This is a genomic window from Campylobacter concisus (assembly GCF_001298465.1).
Lineage (GTDB): Bacteria > Campylobacterota > Campylobacteria > Campylobacterales > Campylobacteraceae > Campylobacter_A > Campylobacter_A concisus.
In genome coordinates, this window is record NZ_CP012541.1 from 985539 (window position 1) to 1002781 (window position 17243).

Genomic DNA, 17243 nt, shown 5'->3' on the forward strand with positions numbered 1-17243 from the left:
AATAACATTATTTTTGTCCTATTATCAAAATTTACCCTTTGGGTGCAAAATTTCTTTTAGCTCGCTATCACTTAGATTGTAGTTATAAAATCTCTCGTAAAACTCTCTTGTTTTTTGCTCTAAATTTAGATCACTAAATTGCTCTGGGTAAAATGTCTTAGCCAGCCAAAGCGGATAAAGCGCACCTTCAGCACTTCTTACGCTCCAAAGATAAACGCCACTTGGCACTACAAAAATTTCTCCATTTTGCACAGCTTTTAGCTTGGCAAATGATGCGTTTTTGGCAATGGCATCGGCACTTTTTTGCGAATTTGTGATGATGATGTCTGGGTTAAAGATGATGACTTGCTCTTCATTTATCGCTTTTGAAATTTTAAAATCACCATCACTTAGCTCTGAGCTTAAATTTATACCGCCAGCCACGCTAATATACTCAGCGCCGATATCTTTTGAGCTGATGGTGTTAAAATTTCCAGAGCTATAGTTAAGCACCAAAACTCTCTTTTTTGGCGTTAAATTTGCTGTTTTTTGGCTTACAAATTTTATGTTGTCGTTAAATCACGCACCCTTTTTCACGCTCTTTTCGCCCCAAATTTCAGCGATCTTGCTAAAGCTATTTTGTATCTCTTTGATGCTTTGAAATTTATCTATCTTCACAACTGCGATGCCAGCGCTCTCAAGCTGAGCCTTGCTATTTTCATCAAACATCATACCAACTGGACCAAAAACAACTTGCGTTTTTGAAGCGATGATTGTCTCGACGCTGCTGCTTAGCATGCCACTTTTGTTGTTGTTACTCTTTATCTTTGGAAAAATTTTTGACATTAGTGGAGGTAGTTTTGGTGCACCGCTAATTATATGATCTTCGTTGCCAAGCATCGCAGAGACCTGCACAAAAGCCCTTATCAAAGGTGTCGCACGCTCGATAATATCAGGCACTTCTACCTTTTTATTATCGCTATCAAGCACCACTCTTGCTTGCAAACTAACAAGCAAAAAAGCCAAAAGCAAAAATTTCTTAAACATATTTTCTCCTTTCAATCCACCATCACGCAAGAGTAATGCTCGCGCTTATCGATGATATTTTTCACCACTCGTATATCTACGCCGTAAATTTTCTTTAAATTTTCGCCATTCATCACCTCACTAGCCTTACCGTAAATGTAGTTTTTATCACGCCCAAGCATCGCGACCTTTGCGTTTAGATAAAAGACCTGCTCTGGCTGATGTGAGGTTAGGATAATGATATAGCCTTGCTTTGCGAGCTTTTTTATCTCTTTTAAAACTCGCATTTGGTTGCCAAAGTCTAAATTTGCCGTTGGCTCGTCAAGTAGCATCACCTTTGAGCGTTGCGCTAAGGCCCTAGCTATGAGCACCATTTGCCGCTCGCCGCCACTTAGATCGGTGTAAATTTTATCTTTAAAGCTCTCTAAATTTAGCGTCTTTAACACATCTAGAGCTATCATCTCATACTTTTTGCTAGGACGTTCAAATATACCAAGCCTTGCATTTGCACTCATCATCACCACGTCAAAAACGCTAAAGGCAAATGGCGGAGTGTGAGCTTGCGGGACGTAGCTTATAAAGCTTGCTCGCTCTTTCTCGCTCATCTTTAGCGCATCTTTGCCGTCTATTAAAATTTCTCCTCCAAGTGGCTTTAAAAAGCCAAGTATCGTCTTAAACGTCGTCGTTTTGCCAACGCCATTGCTACCAAGCAGGCAAAATATGTCGCCATCTTGTAAATTTGCATTGAAATTTTCTATAACGACCTTTTTATCGTAGCCGCAGCTTAAATTTTTGATCTTAAATTTCACGCAAAACCCTTTTTGCTCTTATAGAGCAGATAGACAAAAAGAGGCGCGCCAACTAGCCAAGTGATGACGCCAAGCGGGATCTCGCTTGCCATTAGACTGCGTGAAGCGGTATCAACTATCAGTAAAAATAGCCCTCCGCCAAGCAGTGAAGCTGGAAAGAGTGTGATGAAATTTGCTCCCACGACAAAGCGCATAATGTGAGGGATGACAAGCCCCACCCAGCCTACGATACCGCAAAATGAGACGCAAGTAGCGGTTAGAAGCGTTGAAGCGATGATGATTATGATGTTATAAAATTTCACATTTAGCCCCATCGCCCTAGCCTCTTCTTCGCCAAAACTAAGCGTATTTAGCTTATAGCGAAGCATAAAAAGTGGCACAAGGCAGATCATGACTAAGTAGAGCTAAATTTTTATATCCACCGCTTCTTGCAAGGCTTCCCATCAGCCAAAAAGTAACTTCTGGTAGCTTATCTTCACTATCGGCTAGAAATTTTATAAGCGAGCTAAGCGCCCCAAAAAGAGATGAGATGACGATGCCAGTTAGCACCATCACGAGTAAATTTAGCCTACCCTTTGCGATGACGCTGCTTATAAAAACGACAGCAAAAACAGCAAAAAGACCGCAGCCAAAGGCGCTAAGCTGCACGCCTATGTAGTTAAAATTTAAGATGATAGCCACGCTCGCTCCAACAGCTGCGCCACTTGAAACACCAAGGATGTCAGGCGAGACTAGAGGATTTTTAAAAAGGCCTTGATAGACAGCTCCAGAGCTAGCAAGTGCTGCACCAACAAGGATGGCAAAAAGCACCCTTGGCAAGCGAATGAGCGTAAAGACCGTATATCCTTGCTCGTCGCTTGGCTGCTCGTTTAAAATAACTGATCTTATAAACTCAAAAATTTGAGCGTAACTTATCTCGTAGCGTCCGATACCTAATGAAAAAAAGAGCACCAGCAAAAGAAACGCAAATAATGCGAAAATGATCTTTTGGCTACTCAAATTTCATCTCCCACACGTCCCACCAGATAAGATAGCTCTTGGTTTCTCTTTTAAATTTAAAGCCGCTTTTGGTCTTTGTGAGGTATCTTTTTACATTTTCTTTGTAAATTTCTTCTTTTTCAGGCGCGATCTCACCAACGAATCTAAAATAAGAAAACGCCTCTTCAGGGCTAGCAAAATCCCTCTCGTAAGTGGTGTCGATTATCTTTAAATTTGGATTTGCTCCAATGTCATAGACGATATTAAAGATGAAGTTATAGCCAAATCTCCTATCGCTTAGACCTATCTCGTTTTCATCTTTTATCCCTTTTAAGAAGTCTTGCCAGAACTTTTTTAAACTTGGATAATCCATTAAAAAAGAGGTCATCACGACATATTTTTTAGCAAATTTGCAAAGCTTTTTTATATCAAAAAAGCCCAACCGAGCGTGATGCTAGCACGATGTCGTGTTTTGGTAGATCCTTTAAACTATGCTCATCACTCCAGTCTTTTTGGATGAAATTTATATTTTTCGCTCCAGCCTCTTTTGCATTTTTTTAGCGTATTCAAGCATTTTTTCAAACGGATCTAGCGCACTAACGCTCTTTGCTAGCTTCGCAAGTGGCACGCTAAGTCTTGCTGGGCCACATCCCACGTCAAGCACGCTATCATCTTTTGTGATAGGTAAATTTGAGAGTAAATTTAGTGTAGAAGCCGTCTCCATGCCAGTCATCTCGTTATACATATCTGCGTAATCATCCCAATTTACGCCGCCATCTTTGCCTTTTACTTTTTGTAAAGTAGGCGAAAACACTCGCTCCAAAATCGCTTGATAATCAACCAGCCCTTGCATCTCTCTCCCTTTGGTTATTCAAATTTACCCTACGAAAAGGGCAAATTTAAAGAGCCTAAAGCCAAAATAAATTTGGCTTTAGTTATGGTTTTAGAATTTAACTTGAGCTGAAAGCATGAAGGTTCTGCTTTGTCCTAAGAAAAGCGAGGTTCCGCGTCCAGCAACTGCACCATCCACATCAGATGGGAACATTCCTGCCCAGTATTTTTTATCAAAGAGGTTATTTATGTTAAATCTTATAGTTGCCTCTTTGCCTAGCCAAGCTTTTGTAGTGTATCTAGCTCCAACATCTGTTGTGAAGTAGCCATTTACACTATGAGCGTTAGCATTGTCGATGTAGCGTTTGCCTGTATAGTGAAAATTTGTTGTAAATACAAGTTTGTTTGTGTTTGACACAGCATAGTCAAACAAGACATTTGCTTGAAATTTTGGCTCACCGATAACCGTTTTGCCTTCAGACACGCCATCTTTAGCATTTTTTATCTTAGCATCAAGAAGTGTAAAGCCACCATACATACTTAAAGTATCAACAAGCTTTCCACCAGTAGTTAGCTCAAAGTCGCGGTTTCTTTGTGTGCCTTGAATTTTATACTCTGCATTTGCTCCGCTACCGACTAGATATGCTACCGGGCGTTTGATCTCAAATATCGCAGCTGATAGATCAAGCTCACCTAGTCTAGCTTTTGCACCGACCTCATATTGTTTGCTTCTAATAGGTTCTACCGTTAAAGTCTCGCCTGCTCTAGGTCCTCTTCTAAAAGTATAAGTTGATTGTTCATTTGAGATACTATCTGCATAAGTAGTATAAAGACTTACATTTTCAACTGGCTTATAGACAAGGCTTACACCGTAGTTAAAGCCACTTTTATCATAGTTTTTCTCTTTAGATGGATCTAGCTTATAGCTTGTAAACCAGCTTCTTGAAACTGATAAGATCGTGCTAAAGTAGTCATTAAATTTAATGTCATCAACAACAGAAATATTTTTCATATCACTACTACTACTTTTATATCTACCACTTCCTTTTGCCACATGTGGATCGTTAAAGATTCTTAGGTTATACAAATTTGACGTGCCGAGATTTGCTCTACCGCCACTATTTCTAGCACTATAAATAGTCCAGCGAAATCCATTTGTAGCTACGGCAAAATTGTGTGATAAAGGACCTGTTTCAAAATTTGTCAAACCTTTTAAGAACCAACTATCTACATCAAATCTACCAAATGCACCACTGCCACACTTTTAACAACTTCATAGTCTCCATTTTGATTAGAAAATGTACCACTTGTGCCATACATATCACGGATAGCTTTTTGCCACTGATAGCCACCCTCAAAGTACCAGTTGTCTGTTGGAGCATATTTTAGTTTTACGCTAGCCGTTGTTGTTTTTAGGTGATTATTGCTCAAGCCCTCTTTTAGTATCTTTTACAGGGCTTGGCACATCAAATTTTGCAACTCCGTTTTTTAGTGGCATACTAAATCCCCACCTGGCATTCCAGAATTTTCATACTCGTAATGGCTAAAGTTTGTCTCAAGTATTAAATTCTCTGTAAGGTAAAATCAAGTCCAAGTGAGGCTAGACGACGAGAAAATTTACTATCTTTGGCATTCTTTTCACCGCCTGAGTAGTAAAAGACGCCTCTACATCCAGCTTTTTCAAATTGATTTGAAGTATCAAGACCTACGCCTAAATTTGACCTTGAGCTGTAATCAGTCCAGATGATATTTTGAAGTGGAACTGGGCGCTTACGAGAGTAACTAAAATACCCTGTAGGCGCACCAGCACTATAAAGTGAGCCAGCAAGTCCGTTTTGGATTTGCAAACTCTCAAACATCGCCATAGGTATAGCCGTTGTTGATGCAGCATAAAAGCCATCCCAAAAGACATTACCGATTACACTACCTTGAAAACCACGAGTTTGTGGACGACCGATCTCAGCTCCACCACGATATTGAATTTGTGCTGAAGGGAAGTATCTAACTGCTTCTTCAAAACCTTGAACACCTTGGTTATCAAGAACCTCTTTTGAGATCGTATTTACTTGATAAGGCATATCTATAACTTTTTTGTCAGCCAAAGGACCGCTTGCCACTCTTTTGCTTAAAATTCCTTCATCGATGCCACTTTCGCTGATGTTGTCACCGACTGAATTTACTTCAACACCCTCAAGCTTTGTCGTTTGCACAGCAAAAACTTGACTTAAAAAACCACTGCACATCAAAAGTGCAGCACATGTTGCAACTGAGATTTTGTAACTCAATTTTTACTCCTTTTTACAAAAATTTTACATCTGAAATGTTACTAAAACAAATCTTAAATATAATTTATTAATTTATTAAATATTTAAAAATACATTTTATTTAAAAAAGCTAAAATAAGGCATTATGAGAACAATTTTTAAAAATTCCATAGCTTTGGCAAGATAAATAAATACTATAAATATAATCTATTATATCGATAAGTGATGCTTTAAATTTTAAGAAAAGTAATAATTGATAAAAATGTAATAAAAGCTGATTTTTCTGTTTATTGTAGAAATTTTGGCTAAAAATTAGCCAAAATTTATTTTAAAAGCTCTTTTGCGTATTTTAGCCCTAGCTCGTAAGCTTTTGCATTTGCCTCTTTGACCTTAGCTGGCACGCTTGCTAGCATCTCTTCACGAACTAAATTTTCATCCATGCACCTACTCATCGCCACAGCCACACCAAGAGCCACGACGCTTTGAGTGATGACGTTACCAACCTCGTCTTTTGCGATAGAGATGATAGGAATTTCATAAATTTTCCAGCGCTTTTTATCTTCATCGCTCACTTTTACCAAATTTGGCTCGACAACGATCGCACCGCCCTCTTTCACGCCGCTTTTAAAGGCATCGTAGCTTATCTGCGCGGTTGCTAGCATGAAATCTATCTCGCCCTCGTTTGCATAAGGATATAAAATCTCTTTCTCATCAAGTATGATATCGACCTTTGTTGGACCGCCACGCACCTGAGATGTGTAGGTAGATGCCTTGACGCCGTATCCGCCTGCTTTTATCTTAGCAGCTGAGAGGATCTCGCCTGCTAGTATGACGCCCTGTCCACCAACGCCGACAAATCTTAATTGTGACTTCATGCTAGCTCCTTAAAATCGATCGCTTCACCGCTCATAGCAGCCTTTCTTACCTTGTCGTAAGCCTTGGTGTATTCTATTTTTTCATCATCTTTATGCAGCACACCAAGTGGGAAAATGCCCCTTTTTTCTTCGTCACTTAGCATGTCAAATTTGACCTTGCTAGTCGTGCGGCCCTTTATCCACTCTAAATTTTTGACCGCCTCGCCCATTTTGTTCTTGCGGCCTAAATTTATGTGGCAGTTTGAAAATACATCAAAAAAGCTGTATCCATCGTGGCTAAAGCCCTCTATAAAGAGCTTTGTAAGCTTCTCTGGCTCGATGACGCTACCGCGCGCGACAAAGCTAGCACCTGCGGCGGTTGCGAGCTTACAGGCGTCAAAGCTAGGATCGATGTTGCCGTATTGCGCTGTGACCGTCCACATGCCCTTTGGCGTGGTTGGGCTGGTTTGTGAGTTTGTTAGCGCGTAGATGAAGTTGTTGATTAAGATATGATTTAGCCCGATATTTCGGCGGCATCCGTGTATTGTGTGGTTGCCTCCGATCGCAAGTCCGTCGCCATCGCCAGTAACTACGATGACATGCTTATCTGGGTTTGCCATCTTTACGCCAGTGGCATAAGCTATGGCTCTGCCGTGAGTTGTGTGAATGGTGTTGCAATCGAGGTATCCACTAAAGCGGCCAGAGCAGCCTATGCCTGAGACCACGCAAACGTCATTCATATCCCAGCCCATGGTGTCTATTGCGCGGATGAGCGCCTTTAGTATGACGCCGTCGCCACAGCCCCAGCACCAAAGAGTAGGCATTTTGTCTGTTCGTAAATATTTATCATAATTAAAAGCCATAAATTTCTCCTATCTTTGCCTCGATCTCGCTTGGGCTTATCGGTCTGCCGTTTGCTTTTAGCAGTTTTGCAAAGTCATCTCTTAAGATGATCTTTGAAATTTCGCCGCTATACTGGCCTAAATTTAGCTCGCAGACTAAAATTTTGCTAAATTTGTTCGAGATCTCTTTTAGCTTTTTAGCTGGAGCTGGGAAAAGCGTGAGTGGCTTAAATAGCCCAACTTTTAGCCCTTTTTCACGTAAATTTAAGATCGCTTGCTTGGCTGAAAGCGCCACGCTACCAAAAGCAATGATGCAAATTTCAGCGCCATCAAGCATAAACTCTTCAAATTTCTCGCACTCATCAGTGTGTAAATTTATCTTGTTAAACAGCCTATTCATCGAGTATTCAACGATCTTGCCATCTTCTGTTGGAAAGCCAGTAGCGCCGTGATGAAGCCCAGTTATATGGTAGTGATAGCCTTTAAAAAAAGGATTTAGCGTGGCTGGCTCGTCGTGCGCGGCCTCGTAAGGTTTATACTCTTTTGGCTCGCCGTTAAATTCTTTTCTTTTATAAATTTCTAGCTCGCTAATCTCAGGTAAACGCACCATTGCTTGCATGTGCCCTATCGTCTCATCAAGTAGCAGCATGACTGGCGTCATAAACCTAGCTGCGAGATTAAAGGCACGCACGGTCTGCGTGTAGCACTCTTCTAGGCTACTTGGGGCAAGGACGATCATATTTACATCGCCGTGAGTTGGGTTTTTAGCCTGCAAGATATCGCCTTGTGCGACACGGGTTGGCAAGCCAGTTGAAGGGCCACCACGCATGACGTTAACGATGACGAGCGGTATCTCAGCGATAAAGCCAAGGCCTATTTGCTCAGCCTTTAGTGAAATTCCAGGTCCGGAGCTTGCTGTCATCGCTTTAGCGCCGCTTGCACTTGCGCCAAGTGCTACTGAAATTCCAGCTATCTCATCTTCCATTTGTATAAATGTACCGCCATGTTTTGGCAAAAGCACGCTTAGCTCGTGGGCGATCTCACTGCTTGGAGTGATAGGATATCCGCCAAAGAAGTTACAGCCGCACTCGACAGCAGCCCTTGCTACTAGGGCATTTCCAGTTGATACTAGCTCTCTCATGCGCTCTCTCCAAGCTTTGCAAATTTATTTGCCTTTACGGCAGCAGCTCGCTCTTTGCTCTCAGGCGTTAGTTTTGCAAATTTAAAGCCTTTTTCAGCCACATAAATGGCAAAATCAGGACAATGAAGCTCGCAGTCGCGACAGCCTATGCATGAGTCAGCATAGACGACCTCTATCATCTTACCAAGCACCGCTTTTGGCTCAAGCCTCATCGCTAGCACGCCTGCTGGGCAGTAGCTCACACAGACATCACAGGCTTTACACCTGCTCTCATCGACCCAAACAGGTACATTTTCTTTTATTATCATCTATATTCCTAATCCAAATTTTCTTTTAAAAATTTAATGTTTTTTCTAATATCAGCTTCGCTTTTACTTAGCTGCTCTTGCTCACTTTCATTTATATTTAGCTCTAAAATTTCTTTTAAGCCCTCACGTCCAAGCCTTACTAGCCTGCCGCAACTTAGCTCATCATCAAGAAGCACGCTAGCACTTAAAATTTCATCACTCTTGCCCATGATCGCTTCACACATTTTCACAACAGCAGCCGCTGGTGCGTAGTAAGCTGAAGTGCCAAGAAGCTTAACGATCTTTGCGCCACCTGTGCTTGTCTCTTTTTTAAGAGTTGCTAGCTCATTTTCGTTTAAATTTTCGCTAATGTTGCTAGCAGATACGATCATCTCGTCGTTGTGAGCTCCAATTATCTTTGTCTTTAGCTCTTTTGCATCTTTATCTTTTAGAATTGCTAGCTCATATCTGCATCTTGCCCCATCTAGTTCACCAGCCATGCCGATCACTTTATTTTTACTAAAACCACTAAATTTATGAGCCGTCCAGACCATCACATCAAGCGGATTTGTCACGACGATTATCACCGCATTTGGTGCAAATTTTGCGATATTTTGAGCCGTTTGTTTTACAACAACGGCATTTTTAAGGAGCAAGTCCTCTCTTGTTTGACCCTCTTTTCTTGGGCTTCCAGCAGTTACCGCTACTATATCACTGCCCTCTATTAGCATAAAGTCATCGCCACCGCAAACGGTAGTTTTAGCATTAAAAACGCAGCTTGACTGCGCTAGATCGATAGCCTTTGCACGTGCCACGTCACCAAATATATCCACAAGCGCGATCTCATCGCAAACTTCCCTCATACAAAGCGCATAAGCTATGCTTGCACCGACGTTTCCAGCTCCAACTATACTTATTTTCATTTTCTCATCCTATTATTTGATTTAAAATTTTGCTTGGTCTCATGACCTCACTTGCCCTCACTTCATCTGGTAAATAATATCCGCCAAATTCCACGCTTGCACCATCATTTTGTCTTATCTCTTTTAAAATTTCGCTCTCATTTTTCTCTAGCTCGTCCGCTAAATTTTCAAAAATTTTACTTAAAATCCCGCCATCTTTTGCCATTTCTCTTGCCCAAAAAAGTGCCAAATAAAAGTGCGATTCTCTGGTATCAAGAGTGGCGTTTGGCATTTTGTTTTCATCTAGATAGCTAGCAACCGCTCTATTTAGCGCGTCACTTAGCTCTTTTGCCTCTTTTTTTTGCTTAGCAAATGCTAGATGTTCAAGCGAAGCACTAAGCGCTAAAAACTCACCGAGACTATCCCAAAGCAGGTGATTTTTCTCTTTTAGCTCTTTAATGAGCGTTGGAGCTGTTCCGCCAGCACCTGTTTCAAACATTGCCCCACCAGCAAGCAGTGGCACAACTGAGAGCATTTTAGAGCTACCGCCTAGCTCAAAGATCGGGAAAAGATCGGTTAAATAGTCTCTTAAAACGTTACCAGTAACGCTTATTACGTTTTTGCCAGCTCTTATCATCTCAAGTGATTTTAGCGTCGCTTGCTCGTAGTTTAAAATTTTAGATTTTACACCAGCCATAGCGAATTTATCTCTAAATTTTTCAAATTTAGCTATCAAATTTCTATCGTGAGCACGGCTACTATCTAGCCAAAATATGAGCTCATCTTTTGATATCTCGCCTCTTTTTAAAGCAAGCTCAAACCACGCATTTATCGCATCATCTTTTGCCTGCGTCATCCTAAAAATGTCGCCCTTTTTGACGCTAAATTTAAAGACACTCTCACCAGCCTCATCAAAAACAACAAATTCTCCGTCCTCTTTTGCTATAAAAGTCTTGTCGTGACTGCCGTACTCCTCGGCCTTTTTAGCCATTAGTCCCACGTTTGCTACGCTGCCGATCTTGCTCACATCAAGCGCGCCATGCTCCTTAAAGTCCATCACGCAAGCCTCATAAACTCTAGCGTAGGTCCTATCTGGGATCATGCAAAGCGAGAAATTTAGCTCGCCGCTTCTATCTTTTACTTTCCCTGAGTTTCTAATAAGCGCTGGCACAGAAGCATCGATGATGACATCATTTGGCACGTCAAAGTTGCTGGCATTTTCATTTAGTGCCCAAATTTTTGCCTTTTTGCTCAAAATTTCATCAAATTTAGCCAAAATTTTATCTTTATTTTTAAGAGTTGAAATTTTAGAAAACATATCTTTTAAGCCGTTTTTTGCCTCAACACCGTGAGCCTTAAATTCATCGCCAAATTTTTCAAAAACATCTTTAAAGTAGCTCTTTATCGCGTGAGCAAAGATGACTGGGTCACTAACCTTCATCATCGTGCATTTTAGATGAAGGCCAAGGGTTAAATTCTCTTTTAAAGCCGTCTCGAAGCAACTTTCATAAAATTTATCAAGCTCTTCAACGCTTAAAAATGTGGCATCTACGATCTCGCCACTTTGAATGGCAAGCTCTTTTAAAAGCTCTTTTTTGCCATCTTTACTTATGAAATTTATATAAAATTTCTCATCTTTACTAGCGACTATTGAGCGCTCATTCTCATAAAAATCACCCTTTTGCATGTAGCAAATTTTAGTTTTATTTGCCTTGTCCCAGTCGCCGTTACTGTGAGGATGCTTTTTGGCAAATTCTTTAACTGGTGGCAAGACTCTTCTATCTGAGTTTCCTTGTCTTAGCACTGGATTAACCGCGCTTCCTAGCACTTTTTGGTATTTTTTAGCAACCCCTTCGTCGTAATCCGTGATGATCTCATCTGGATAAAATGGCACGTTTATGCCTTTGCTTCTAAGCTCCTCTATCGCTGCTTTTAGCTGAACAAGCGTGGCTGAGATGTTTGGCAGCTTAATGATATTTGCCTCTTTGTGAGCGGTCAGCTCGCCTAAAAGCTCCAGCTCATCGGCCTTATTTAGTCCAAGCTCTTTGCTAAAAAGAGATAAAATTCTCCCAGCTAGGCTAATATCGGCCCTAGTTATACTAATGCCAGCGCGTGATAAAAAGCTCTTTACGATAGGAAAGAGAGAGTAGCTTGCAAATAGTGGTGCTTCGTCAGTTTTAGTCCAGATAATGTCACTCATTTTAGCCCTTTTATTTTTTTAAAATTTATCACTTTCTTTATTAAATCTCGTTGTATTTTAGGCATTTGCCGCAAATTCTAGCTCTATTTTCCTATATTTTGGTTGTGCTCGCTTAAGGTTTTTGAAAAAATGTGTTTTTTAGCCTTTTTATCAAGCACAAAGTATAAATAATCGCTCTTTGCAGGATTTATCGCCGCTTTGATCGCACTTATCGAGACCGAGCAGACTGGACTTGGCGGAATGCCGTCATTTAGATAGGTATTAAACTCGCTCATATCGCTTCTTATGCGCTCAGCCGTGATCACATCGTGCGAATAAATTCCATAGTTTAGTGTGCCGTCCATCTGCAGCCTCATGCCCTTATTTAGGCGGTTATAAATGACTGAGGCGACAAGTGGCATCTCAGCGTCATTTGCCGCTTCTTTTTGGATGATCGAAGCGATCGTTAAAATTTTAAACCATTTTTTCTCATTGTATTCGCCAAAAATTTTATTGCTGATCTCGCTTTGAGCCTTTCTTGATGAATTTACAAGATAAAAAGCAAGGTGTCTTTCGCTGATGCCAACTGGAATTTTATATGTATTTGGCATCAAAAAACCATCACCAACTGGAGCAAGGGCGTTATATTCGCTATTTAGCTTAACTGGATCAAGTCCTAGCTGGGCGGCGATCTGGTTTAAAAAAACGATAGTCGTTTCGCCTGGTATTAGCGTTATCTCGGTTAAAGCTGCTTTTGATTTTGCAAGTTTTTTTAAAAAATCAACCCTTGAAATTTTGTCTTGGCCGATCTCTATCCAGCCAGATTGTGGAGAGCCGATAAAAAGTATGGCGTATTTGTCTATCACGCTTAAGTTAAAGTTGCGATTAGCTAAATAAGATATAATCTCGCCCACACTTCCCTTTGGTATAAAAACGACCTTGCTTGTGTTTATAGGGCGTGCCAAATAGACAAAAATACTTAGGAAAATGATGGCTACGATATCAAAAAAAATGTCTAAATATGGCTTTTTCATAAAATTTTTTATCATCTTGATTCTTTCATTTATCTTACTTTTAAAATACGGCATAAAAATTAACGATTTCGAGTTTTACGGCGTAAAATTGGAGCAATTATATATAAAATTAGATAAAAAAATAATTGCAAGAGCAAAGCAGATAAAGCTCCCAAATTTTAAGAAAGAGAGCAAGCAAAAAAGCAGCGATGAGCGCCTTTTAAATCTTAGTAAAAGCGTAGATTTTATAGATACGATTTTTCAAGAAATTTCACTTGAAAATGTGCAAATAGGCGATGATTTTAAACTAAAAATTCTATTTTTAGATGATATATTTTTTGTTGATAGCCCTTATTTAAATGTGGATATTAAATTCCAAAACGAACAGCAAGACGGAATAGATCTTTTTAGCGTTAGAAATTTAAGCTTTAAGGATTTTAACGTCAGCATTAGCGGCGAAGGAAGTGCAGATTTTGATAAAAATGACTATAAATTTGAAGGAAATTTCACCTCTCATGAGCTGCACGGTAAGCTAAATTTTGCCCTAAAAGATACATTTTTAACTTACAAAGCTTACGATGTCGAGGCTGGAAGCATTAAAAACTTCATTGATGAGCTTGACAGACGCATAGAGCTAAATAGTGAAGTTAAAAGCTGGATATATGGATACATCGTTGCTGATGATTACGAGCTTAAAGAGATAAATGGCAAGGCTGATCTAGCTAAAAATAACTTTTATCTAAATAATCTAAATGCCACCGCAAATACTAAAAATTTGCTCGTTAAATTTGAAAAAGGCTTGCCAGCCGTAAATGTAGGCGAAGCAAATATCACGCTTAAAAACTCAAAGCTTAAATTTGATCTTATTTCGCCTATTTACAAGGGCAAAAAGCTTGATGGCTCAAGCGTTGTGATAAATAATATCTTTGATGAAAAAAGCGCAAATTTAGAGCTACTTATAAAGACAAAATCGATCTATGATGAAGCTATAAATGAGATATTAAAAGCCTATAAGATCATCGTGCCAGTAAGGCAGCTAAGCGGAAAAATGGACGCTAGCTTAAAAATTTTAATAAAGCTTGATGAGAAAAGCTTAGAAAATTTTGATGAAAAAAGCGTCATTGCAAATGGAGAATTTAAGCTAAGTGACGCGGTTTTAGAGATTGCTGGAAGTAAATTTAATACCAAAAATGCTCTCGTAAAGCTTATAAATACGACGAATTTAAACATCGATGCTACTGGCTTTGGACTTGAGTTTTTTAAAGCAAATGCCAAGGCTGATATAAATTTACAAAAAAGTACTGGCGAGATAAAAGGCGTGATAGAAAGCTTTGATCTAAAAGAGAAAAATGATGAAATTTTAGTCTTTAAAAATGAGCCATTTAGCGCATTTTTAGACTTTAGTAAAGCTGGTGAAACTTTACTTAAGATAGAGCCATTTGAGCTTGATATGAGCTTTGGCAGTGAAAGTAAAATATCAACAAAAAATAGTAAATTTTTCATAGAGAGCTCGCCTGTTTTAAAGCAAAACGGCGTGCATGGTTTTGATGAACTTAGTATAAAAAGTAAGGATTTTACTGATCTTGAAATTTTTGCCAAAGAGGCAAACTTTGATTTGCCGTTTTTAGATAAAAATGGTTCAAAGTATGAAAACGATGATCTTAAAATTTTAGTCTCAAAAGCTGGTGTGAAGGTAGATAGCGCAAGTAAAAAGCTAAGCCTAGACATAAAAGAAAAAGCCATAAGCGTAAAAACTAAAGATCTAAATTTGCTAGTGCTTGACGATAACAAAACCAGCGAGCAAAGCACGCCGCTTGAGCTTTTAGCAAAAAATGGCGATATCATTTTAAGGGATCTAAACAAGACCTTGCCATTTACCAGCTTTAGCGCCGAGAAAAAGGGCAAAAGCACCTCGCTAAATGGGCTGGCGCAGCAAGGAAGAGTTGGCTATTTTAACGATGAAAAAAGTATAAATTTAGACGCAACCGACATAAGCGGAGAATTTATCAACGACCTTTTTGGCATCAAGAGCTTTGAAGGCGGTAAATTTCGCCTAAAAATGCTTGGAGAAAACTCTAAGAATTTCAAGGCAGAGGTGAGATTTTTTGATACTTTTTTAAAGGATTATATCTTTTATCAAAGGCTACTTAGCTTTTTAAACTCGGTTCCATCGCTTCTTAGCTTTAAAACACCTGATTTTAACGACAAGGGCTTTACTGTTAAAAATGGTAAAATTTTACTCACTAGAAATGGCGATATGATCGAATTTTTAGCGATTGAAATGATAGGCACAAGTGCTGATATCGGCGGACGTGGCACGATCGATCTAAAGAGTAAAAAGATAAACATCGACCTTGAGCTAAAGCTACTAAAAGATGCTAGCAGTATCATTGATAAAATTCCACTGGTAAATCAAATAATCCTTGGCAAGGACCGCTCGCTCTCAACCGTCATCGCCATACGTGGCACTACCGATAAGCCAGAGTACTCAACGCAGATCTTGCAAGACGCCCTGCTCTCGCCACTAAAGATAATAAGAAACGTGATTCAGGCTCCGTTTTTGATATTTGAGTAGTTTAAATCTGCAACGCATGGAAATTATAGAAAAATTATTGGCTGCTTCTAAAGCCAAGAGTGGTGCTCATTTTTGATTATTTTTATTATCCTCGGCTCGCAAAGTGCGTAAAAAGGATATCGAAAGCTAAAGATCAAGGTTTTGGTAGCTATTTTTTTTGATACTAGTGCTATTAAAATATTTTGACAAAAAGCATAAAATTTTGCGTATTATAATACGCAAAATTTACTTCATCTCAAGGCGCATAAGATACATATCCTCGCCGTCAGTTACCTTTAAATTTTGGCTTTTACACTTTGGACAGGTGAAGTCATTTTCATTAAGCTCTCCGCCAAATCCACACTCCAAACACTCGATCACAATGCCTTGTAAATTTATGACAAGCTCAGCGTTTTCGCAGATCGTGCCAGCCTTATAAACATCAAATGCACTCTGCAAATAATGAGGCTCCACTCCGCTTAAACGGCCAACCTTTATCTCGATCTTGCTTATCTCTTTGGCATTTTCTTTGGCGGCATTTTTCTCGCAAAGGCTAACTAAATTTTGAACGATACTAAGCTCGTGCATTAGCAGATCCTTGGCAGTAGCTCGCCCTTTGGCGGCTCGAGAAATCTTCTTGATTTATAGGCGTTTTCGATGATGACACGCTCGTTTTTAGCTTCCATTACCTCGCCTATTATCATCGCGTTTTTGTCAAATTCTCGCAAAATCCCAAGCGCGTCCTCAGCCTGACTCTCATCGATAGCCATCACAAAAGTGCCTTCATTTGCGAGCTCATAAGGCTCAAATCCAAATAGCTCACAAACACCCATCACTTCGTCTGCGACCTTGATATTTTCTTCAAAAACCAAGATGTCAAATTTACTAAATTTAGCCCACTCATTTAGCACTGCACTTAGTCCGCCTCTAGTCGCATCACGCATGCACTGCGGTTTTATACCAGCCTCAAATAGCCTCAAAGCAACCTCTTTTAGGCTCTTGCAGTCACTTTTTAGATCAAGTCCAAGCTCAAATTCTTCTCTTGCTGCTAGCACCACGCCGCCGTGTCTACCAACATCTCCAGAGATTAAAATTTTAGCCCCTGCCTTTAAATTTTTAAGCTCCACGCCTTCGCAAACTATCTCGCCTATGCCTGCTGTATTTATAAAGATTTTATCGCATTTGCCCTTTGGTACGACCTTTGTATCGCCACAAACTACGCTCACACCGCTATCTTTACAAGTTTTTGCAAGCGAGCCAAGCACCTTTTCAAGCTCCTCTACACTTAGCCCCTCTTCGATGATGAGCGAGCAGCTTAGGTATTTTGCGCTTGCTCCAACCATCGCTAGGTCGTTTATCGTGCCGCAAGCCGCGATCTTGCCGATATCGCCACCATTAAAAAAAATGGGAGTTACCACAAAGCTATCGGAGCTAAAAGCGATCTTGCCGTTTAAATTTAATATCGCCGAGTCGTTGCTTTGCCTTAAAATTTCGTTATCAAAAATTTTAAATATCGTCTCGTTTATAAGCGAGTTCATCTCCTCGCCGCCGCCGCCGTGGCTTAGCATTATCTTTTTCATTAAA

At 39.9% G+C, this 17243-nt stretch carries 20 protein-coding genes; 1 reads left to right on the forward strand and 19 read right to left on the reverse strand.

Annotated elements, in window-relative coordinates:
* Positions 1-24 precede the first annotated feature (24 nt).
* The 17 genes from CCON33237_RS09875 to mltG all read right to left on the reverse strand — a co-directional run bounded on the left by CCON33237_RS09875 (position 25) and on the right by mltG (position 13141).
* Positions 25-546, reverse strand: a complete 522-nt coding sequence (locus tag CCON33237_RS09875; RefSeq protein WP_257719895.1) for an ABC transporter substrate-binding protein — start codon at positions 544-546, stop codon at positions 25-27.
* 12 nt (positions 547-558) lie between these two features.
* Positions 559-1026, reverse strand: a complete 468-nt coding sequence (locus CCON33237_RS09880; protein ID WP_234402249.1) for a TroA family protein — start codon at positions 1024-1026, stop codon at positions 559-561.
* Between the two features lie 11 nt (positions 1027-1037).
* Positions 1038-1814 carry an ABC transporter ATP-binding protein gene (locus CCON33237_RS05005; RefSeq protein WP_054196661.1) on the reverse strand — a complete coding sequence of 259 codons (777 nt, stop codon included), beginning with the start codon at positions 1812-1814 and terminating at the stop codon, positions 1038-1040.
* The gene (locus tag CCON33237_RS09990) at positions 1811-2182 is read right to left on the reverse strand and encodes a FecCD family ABC transporter permease (protein WP_250635869.1); all 372 of its coding nucleotides are present in this window, start codon (positions 2180-2182) and stop codon (positions 1811-1813) included. Before CCON33237_RS09990 ends, CCON33237_RS05005 begins: the two co-directional genes overlap by 4 nt.
* The gene (locus tag CCON33237_RS09995) at positions 2169-2813 is read right to left on the reverse strand and encodes a FecCD family ABC transporter permease (RefSeq protein ID WP_250635870.1); all 645 of its coding nucleotides are present in this window, start codon (positions 2811-2813) and stop codon (positions 2169-2171) included. Before CCON33237_RS09995 ends, CCON33237_RS09990 begins: the two co-directional genes overlap by 14 nt.
* Positions 2806-3234, reverse strand: a complete 429-nt coding sequence (locus CCON33237_RS09885) for a hypothetical protein (RefSeq protein ID WP_103608441.1) — start codon at positions 3232-3234, stop codon at positions 2806-2808. Before CCON33237_RS09885 ends, CCON33237_RS09995 begins: the two co-directional genes overlap by 8 nt.
* Before the next feature lie 81 nt (positions 3235-3315).
* Entirely contained in the window at positions 3316-3645 is a 330-nt protein-coding gene (locus CCON33237_RS09890) for a class I SAM-dependent methyltransferase (protein ID WP_236842006.1), read from the reverse strand.
* Between the two features lie 90 nt (positions 3646-3735).
* The gene (locus tag CCON33237_RS09895; protein ID WP_236842007.1) at positions 3736-4830 is read right to left on the reverse strand and encodes a TonB-dependent receptor; all 1095 of its coding nucleotides are present in this window, start codon (positions 4828-4830) and stop codon (positions 3736-3738) included.
* Between the two features lie 20 nt (positions 4831-4850).
* The gene (locus CCON33237_RS09900; RefSeq protein WP_234402247.1) at positions 4851-5054 is read right to left on the reverse strand and encodes a hypothetical protein; all 204 of its coding nucleotides are present in this window, start codon (positions 5052-5054) and stop codon (positions 4851-4853) included.
* Positions 5055-5185: 131 nt separating this feature from the next.
* Positions 5186-5908 (reverse strand): Plug domain-containing protein, encoded by a 723-nt coding sequence (locus CCON33237_RS09905; RefSeq protein ID WP_234402246.1) that lies wholly within the window; start codon positions 5906-5908, stop codon positions 5186-5188.
* A 302-nt stretch (positions 5909-6210) separates the two neighbouring features.
* A complete protein-coding gene (locus CCON33237_RS05025; protein ID WP_054196662.1) occupies positions 6211-6762 on the reverse strand; it encodes a 2-oxoacid:acceptor oxidoreductase family protein in 552 nt (183 codons plus the stop codon).
* On the reverse strand, positions 6759-7604 hold the full coding sequence (locus CCON33237_RS05030; protein WP_054196663.1) for a 2-oxoglutarate ferredoxin oxidoreductase subunit beta: 846 nt from the start codon (positions 7602-7604) through the stop codon (positions 6759-6761). Before CCON33237_RS05030 ends, CCON33237_RS05025 begins: the two co-directional genes overlap by 4 nt.
* A complete protein-coding gene (locus tag CCON33237_RS05035) occupies positions 7594-8724 on the reverse strand; it encodes a 2-oxoglutarate synthase subunit alpha (RefSeq protein WP_054196664.1) in 1131 nt (376 codons plus the stop codon). The genes CCON33237_RS05030 and CCON33237_RS05035 overlap by 11 nt, the downstream gene beginning before the upstream one ends.
* Positions 8721-9032: a 4Fe-4S dicluster domain-containing protein gene (locus tag CCON33237_RS05040; protein WP_021091402.1), complete on the reverse strand. Its 312-nt coding sequence runs from the start codon at positions 9030-9032 to the stop codon at positions 8721-8723. The genes CCON33237_RS05035 and CCON33237_RS05040 overlap by 4 nt, the downstream gene beginning before the upstream one ends.
* An 8-nt stretch (positions 9033-9040) precedes the next feature.
* Entirely contained in the window at positions 9041-9934 is an 894-nt protein-coding gene (locus CCON33237_RS05045; RefSeq protein WP_054196665.1) for a lactate/malate family dehydrogenase, read from the reverse strand.
* Between the two features lie 4 nt (positions 9935-9938).
* Complete coding sequence (locus CCON33237_RS05050; protein WP_054196666.1) at positions 9939-12113, reverse strand: NADP-dependent isocitrate dehydrogenase; 2175 nt, start codon at positions 12111-12113, stop codon at positions 9939-9941.
* A gap of 83 nt (positions 12114-12196) precedes the next feature.
* A complete protein-coding gene (mltG, locus tag CCON33237_RS05055) occupies positions 12197-13141 on the reverse strand; it encodes an endolytic transglycosylase MltG (protein ID WP_054196667.1) in 945 nt (314 codons plus the stop codon).
* A gap of 73 nt (positions 13142-13214) precedes the next feature.
* Here mltG and CCON33237_RS05060 point away from each other — a divergent pair, with 73 nt between their 5' ends.
* On the forward strand, positions 13215-15680 hold the full coding sequence (locus CCON33237_RS05060) for a YhdP family protein (protein ID WP_081004464.1): 2466 nt from the start codon (positions 13215-13217) through the stop codon (positions 15678-15680).
* Positions 15681-15905: 225 nt separating this feature from the next.
* Here CCON33237_RS05060 and hypA read toward each other — a convergent pair whose 3' ends face one another.
* On the reverse strand, positions 15906-16247 hold the full coding sequence (hypA, locus tag CCON33237_RS05065) for a hydrogenase maturation nickel metallochaperone HypA (protein ID WP_054196668.1): 342 nt from the start codon (positions 16245-16247) through the stop codon (positions 15906-15908).
* Entirely contained in the window at positions 16247-17239 is a 993-nt protein-coding gene (gene hypE, locus CCON33237_RS05070; protein WP_054196669.1) for a hydrogenase expression/formation protein HypE, read from the reverse strand. The genes hypA and hypE overlap by 1 nt, the downstream gene beginning before the upstream one ends.
* Positions 17240-17243 lie beyond the last annotated feature (4 nt).

Coding starts and splice junctions, on each gene's coding strand:
- CCON33237_RS09880 (WP_234402249.1), bottom strand. CDS start 1,026: ATGTTTAAGAAATTTTTGCTTTTGGCTTTTTTGCTTGTTAGTTTGCAA.
- CCON33237_RS09990 (WP_250635869.1), bottom strand. CDS start 2,182: ATGCTTCGCTATAAGCTAAATACGCTTAGTTTTGGCGAAGAAGAGGCT.
- CCON33237_RS09890 (WP_236842006.1), bottom strand. CDS start 3,645: ATGCAAGGGCTGGTTGATTATCAAGCGATTTTGGAGCGAGTGTTTTCG.
- CCON33237_RS05025 (WP_054196662.1), bottom strand. CDS start 6,762: ATGAAGTCACAATTAAGATTTGTCGGCGTTGGTGGACAGGGCGTCATA.
- CCON33237_RS05030 (WP_054196663.1), bottom strand. CDS start 7,604: ATGGCTTTTAATTATGATAAATATTTACGAACAGACAAAATGCCTACT.
- CCON33237_RS05035 (WP_054196664.1), bottom strand. CDS start 8,724: ATGAGAGAGCTAGTATCAACTGGAAATGCCCTAGTAGCAAGGGCTGCT.
- CCON33237_RS05040 (WP_021091402.1), bottom strand. CDS start 9,032: ATGATAATAAAAGAAAATGTACCTGTTTGGGTCGATGAGAGCAGGTGT.
- CCON33237_RS05045 (WP_054196665.1), bottom strand. CDS start 9,934: ATGAAAATAAGTATAGTTGGAGCTGGAAACGTCGGTGCAAGCATAGCT.
- CCON33237_RS05050 (WP_054196666.1), bottom strand. CDS start 12,113: ATGAGTGACATTATCTGGACTAAAACTGACGAAGCACCACTATTTGCA.
- mltG (WP_054196667.1), bottom strand. CDS start 13,141: ATGATAAAAAATTTTATGAAAAAGCCATATTTAGACATTTTTTTTGAT.
- hypA (WP_054196668.1), bottom strand. CDS start 16,247: ATGCACGAGCTTAGTATCGTTCAAAATTTAGTTAGCCTTTGCGAGAAA.
- hypE (WP_054196669.1), bottom strand. CDS start 17,239: ATGAAAAAGATAATGCTAAGCCACGGCGGCGGCGGCGAGGAGATGAAC.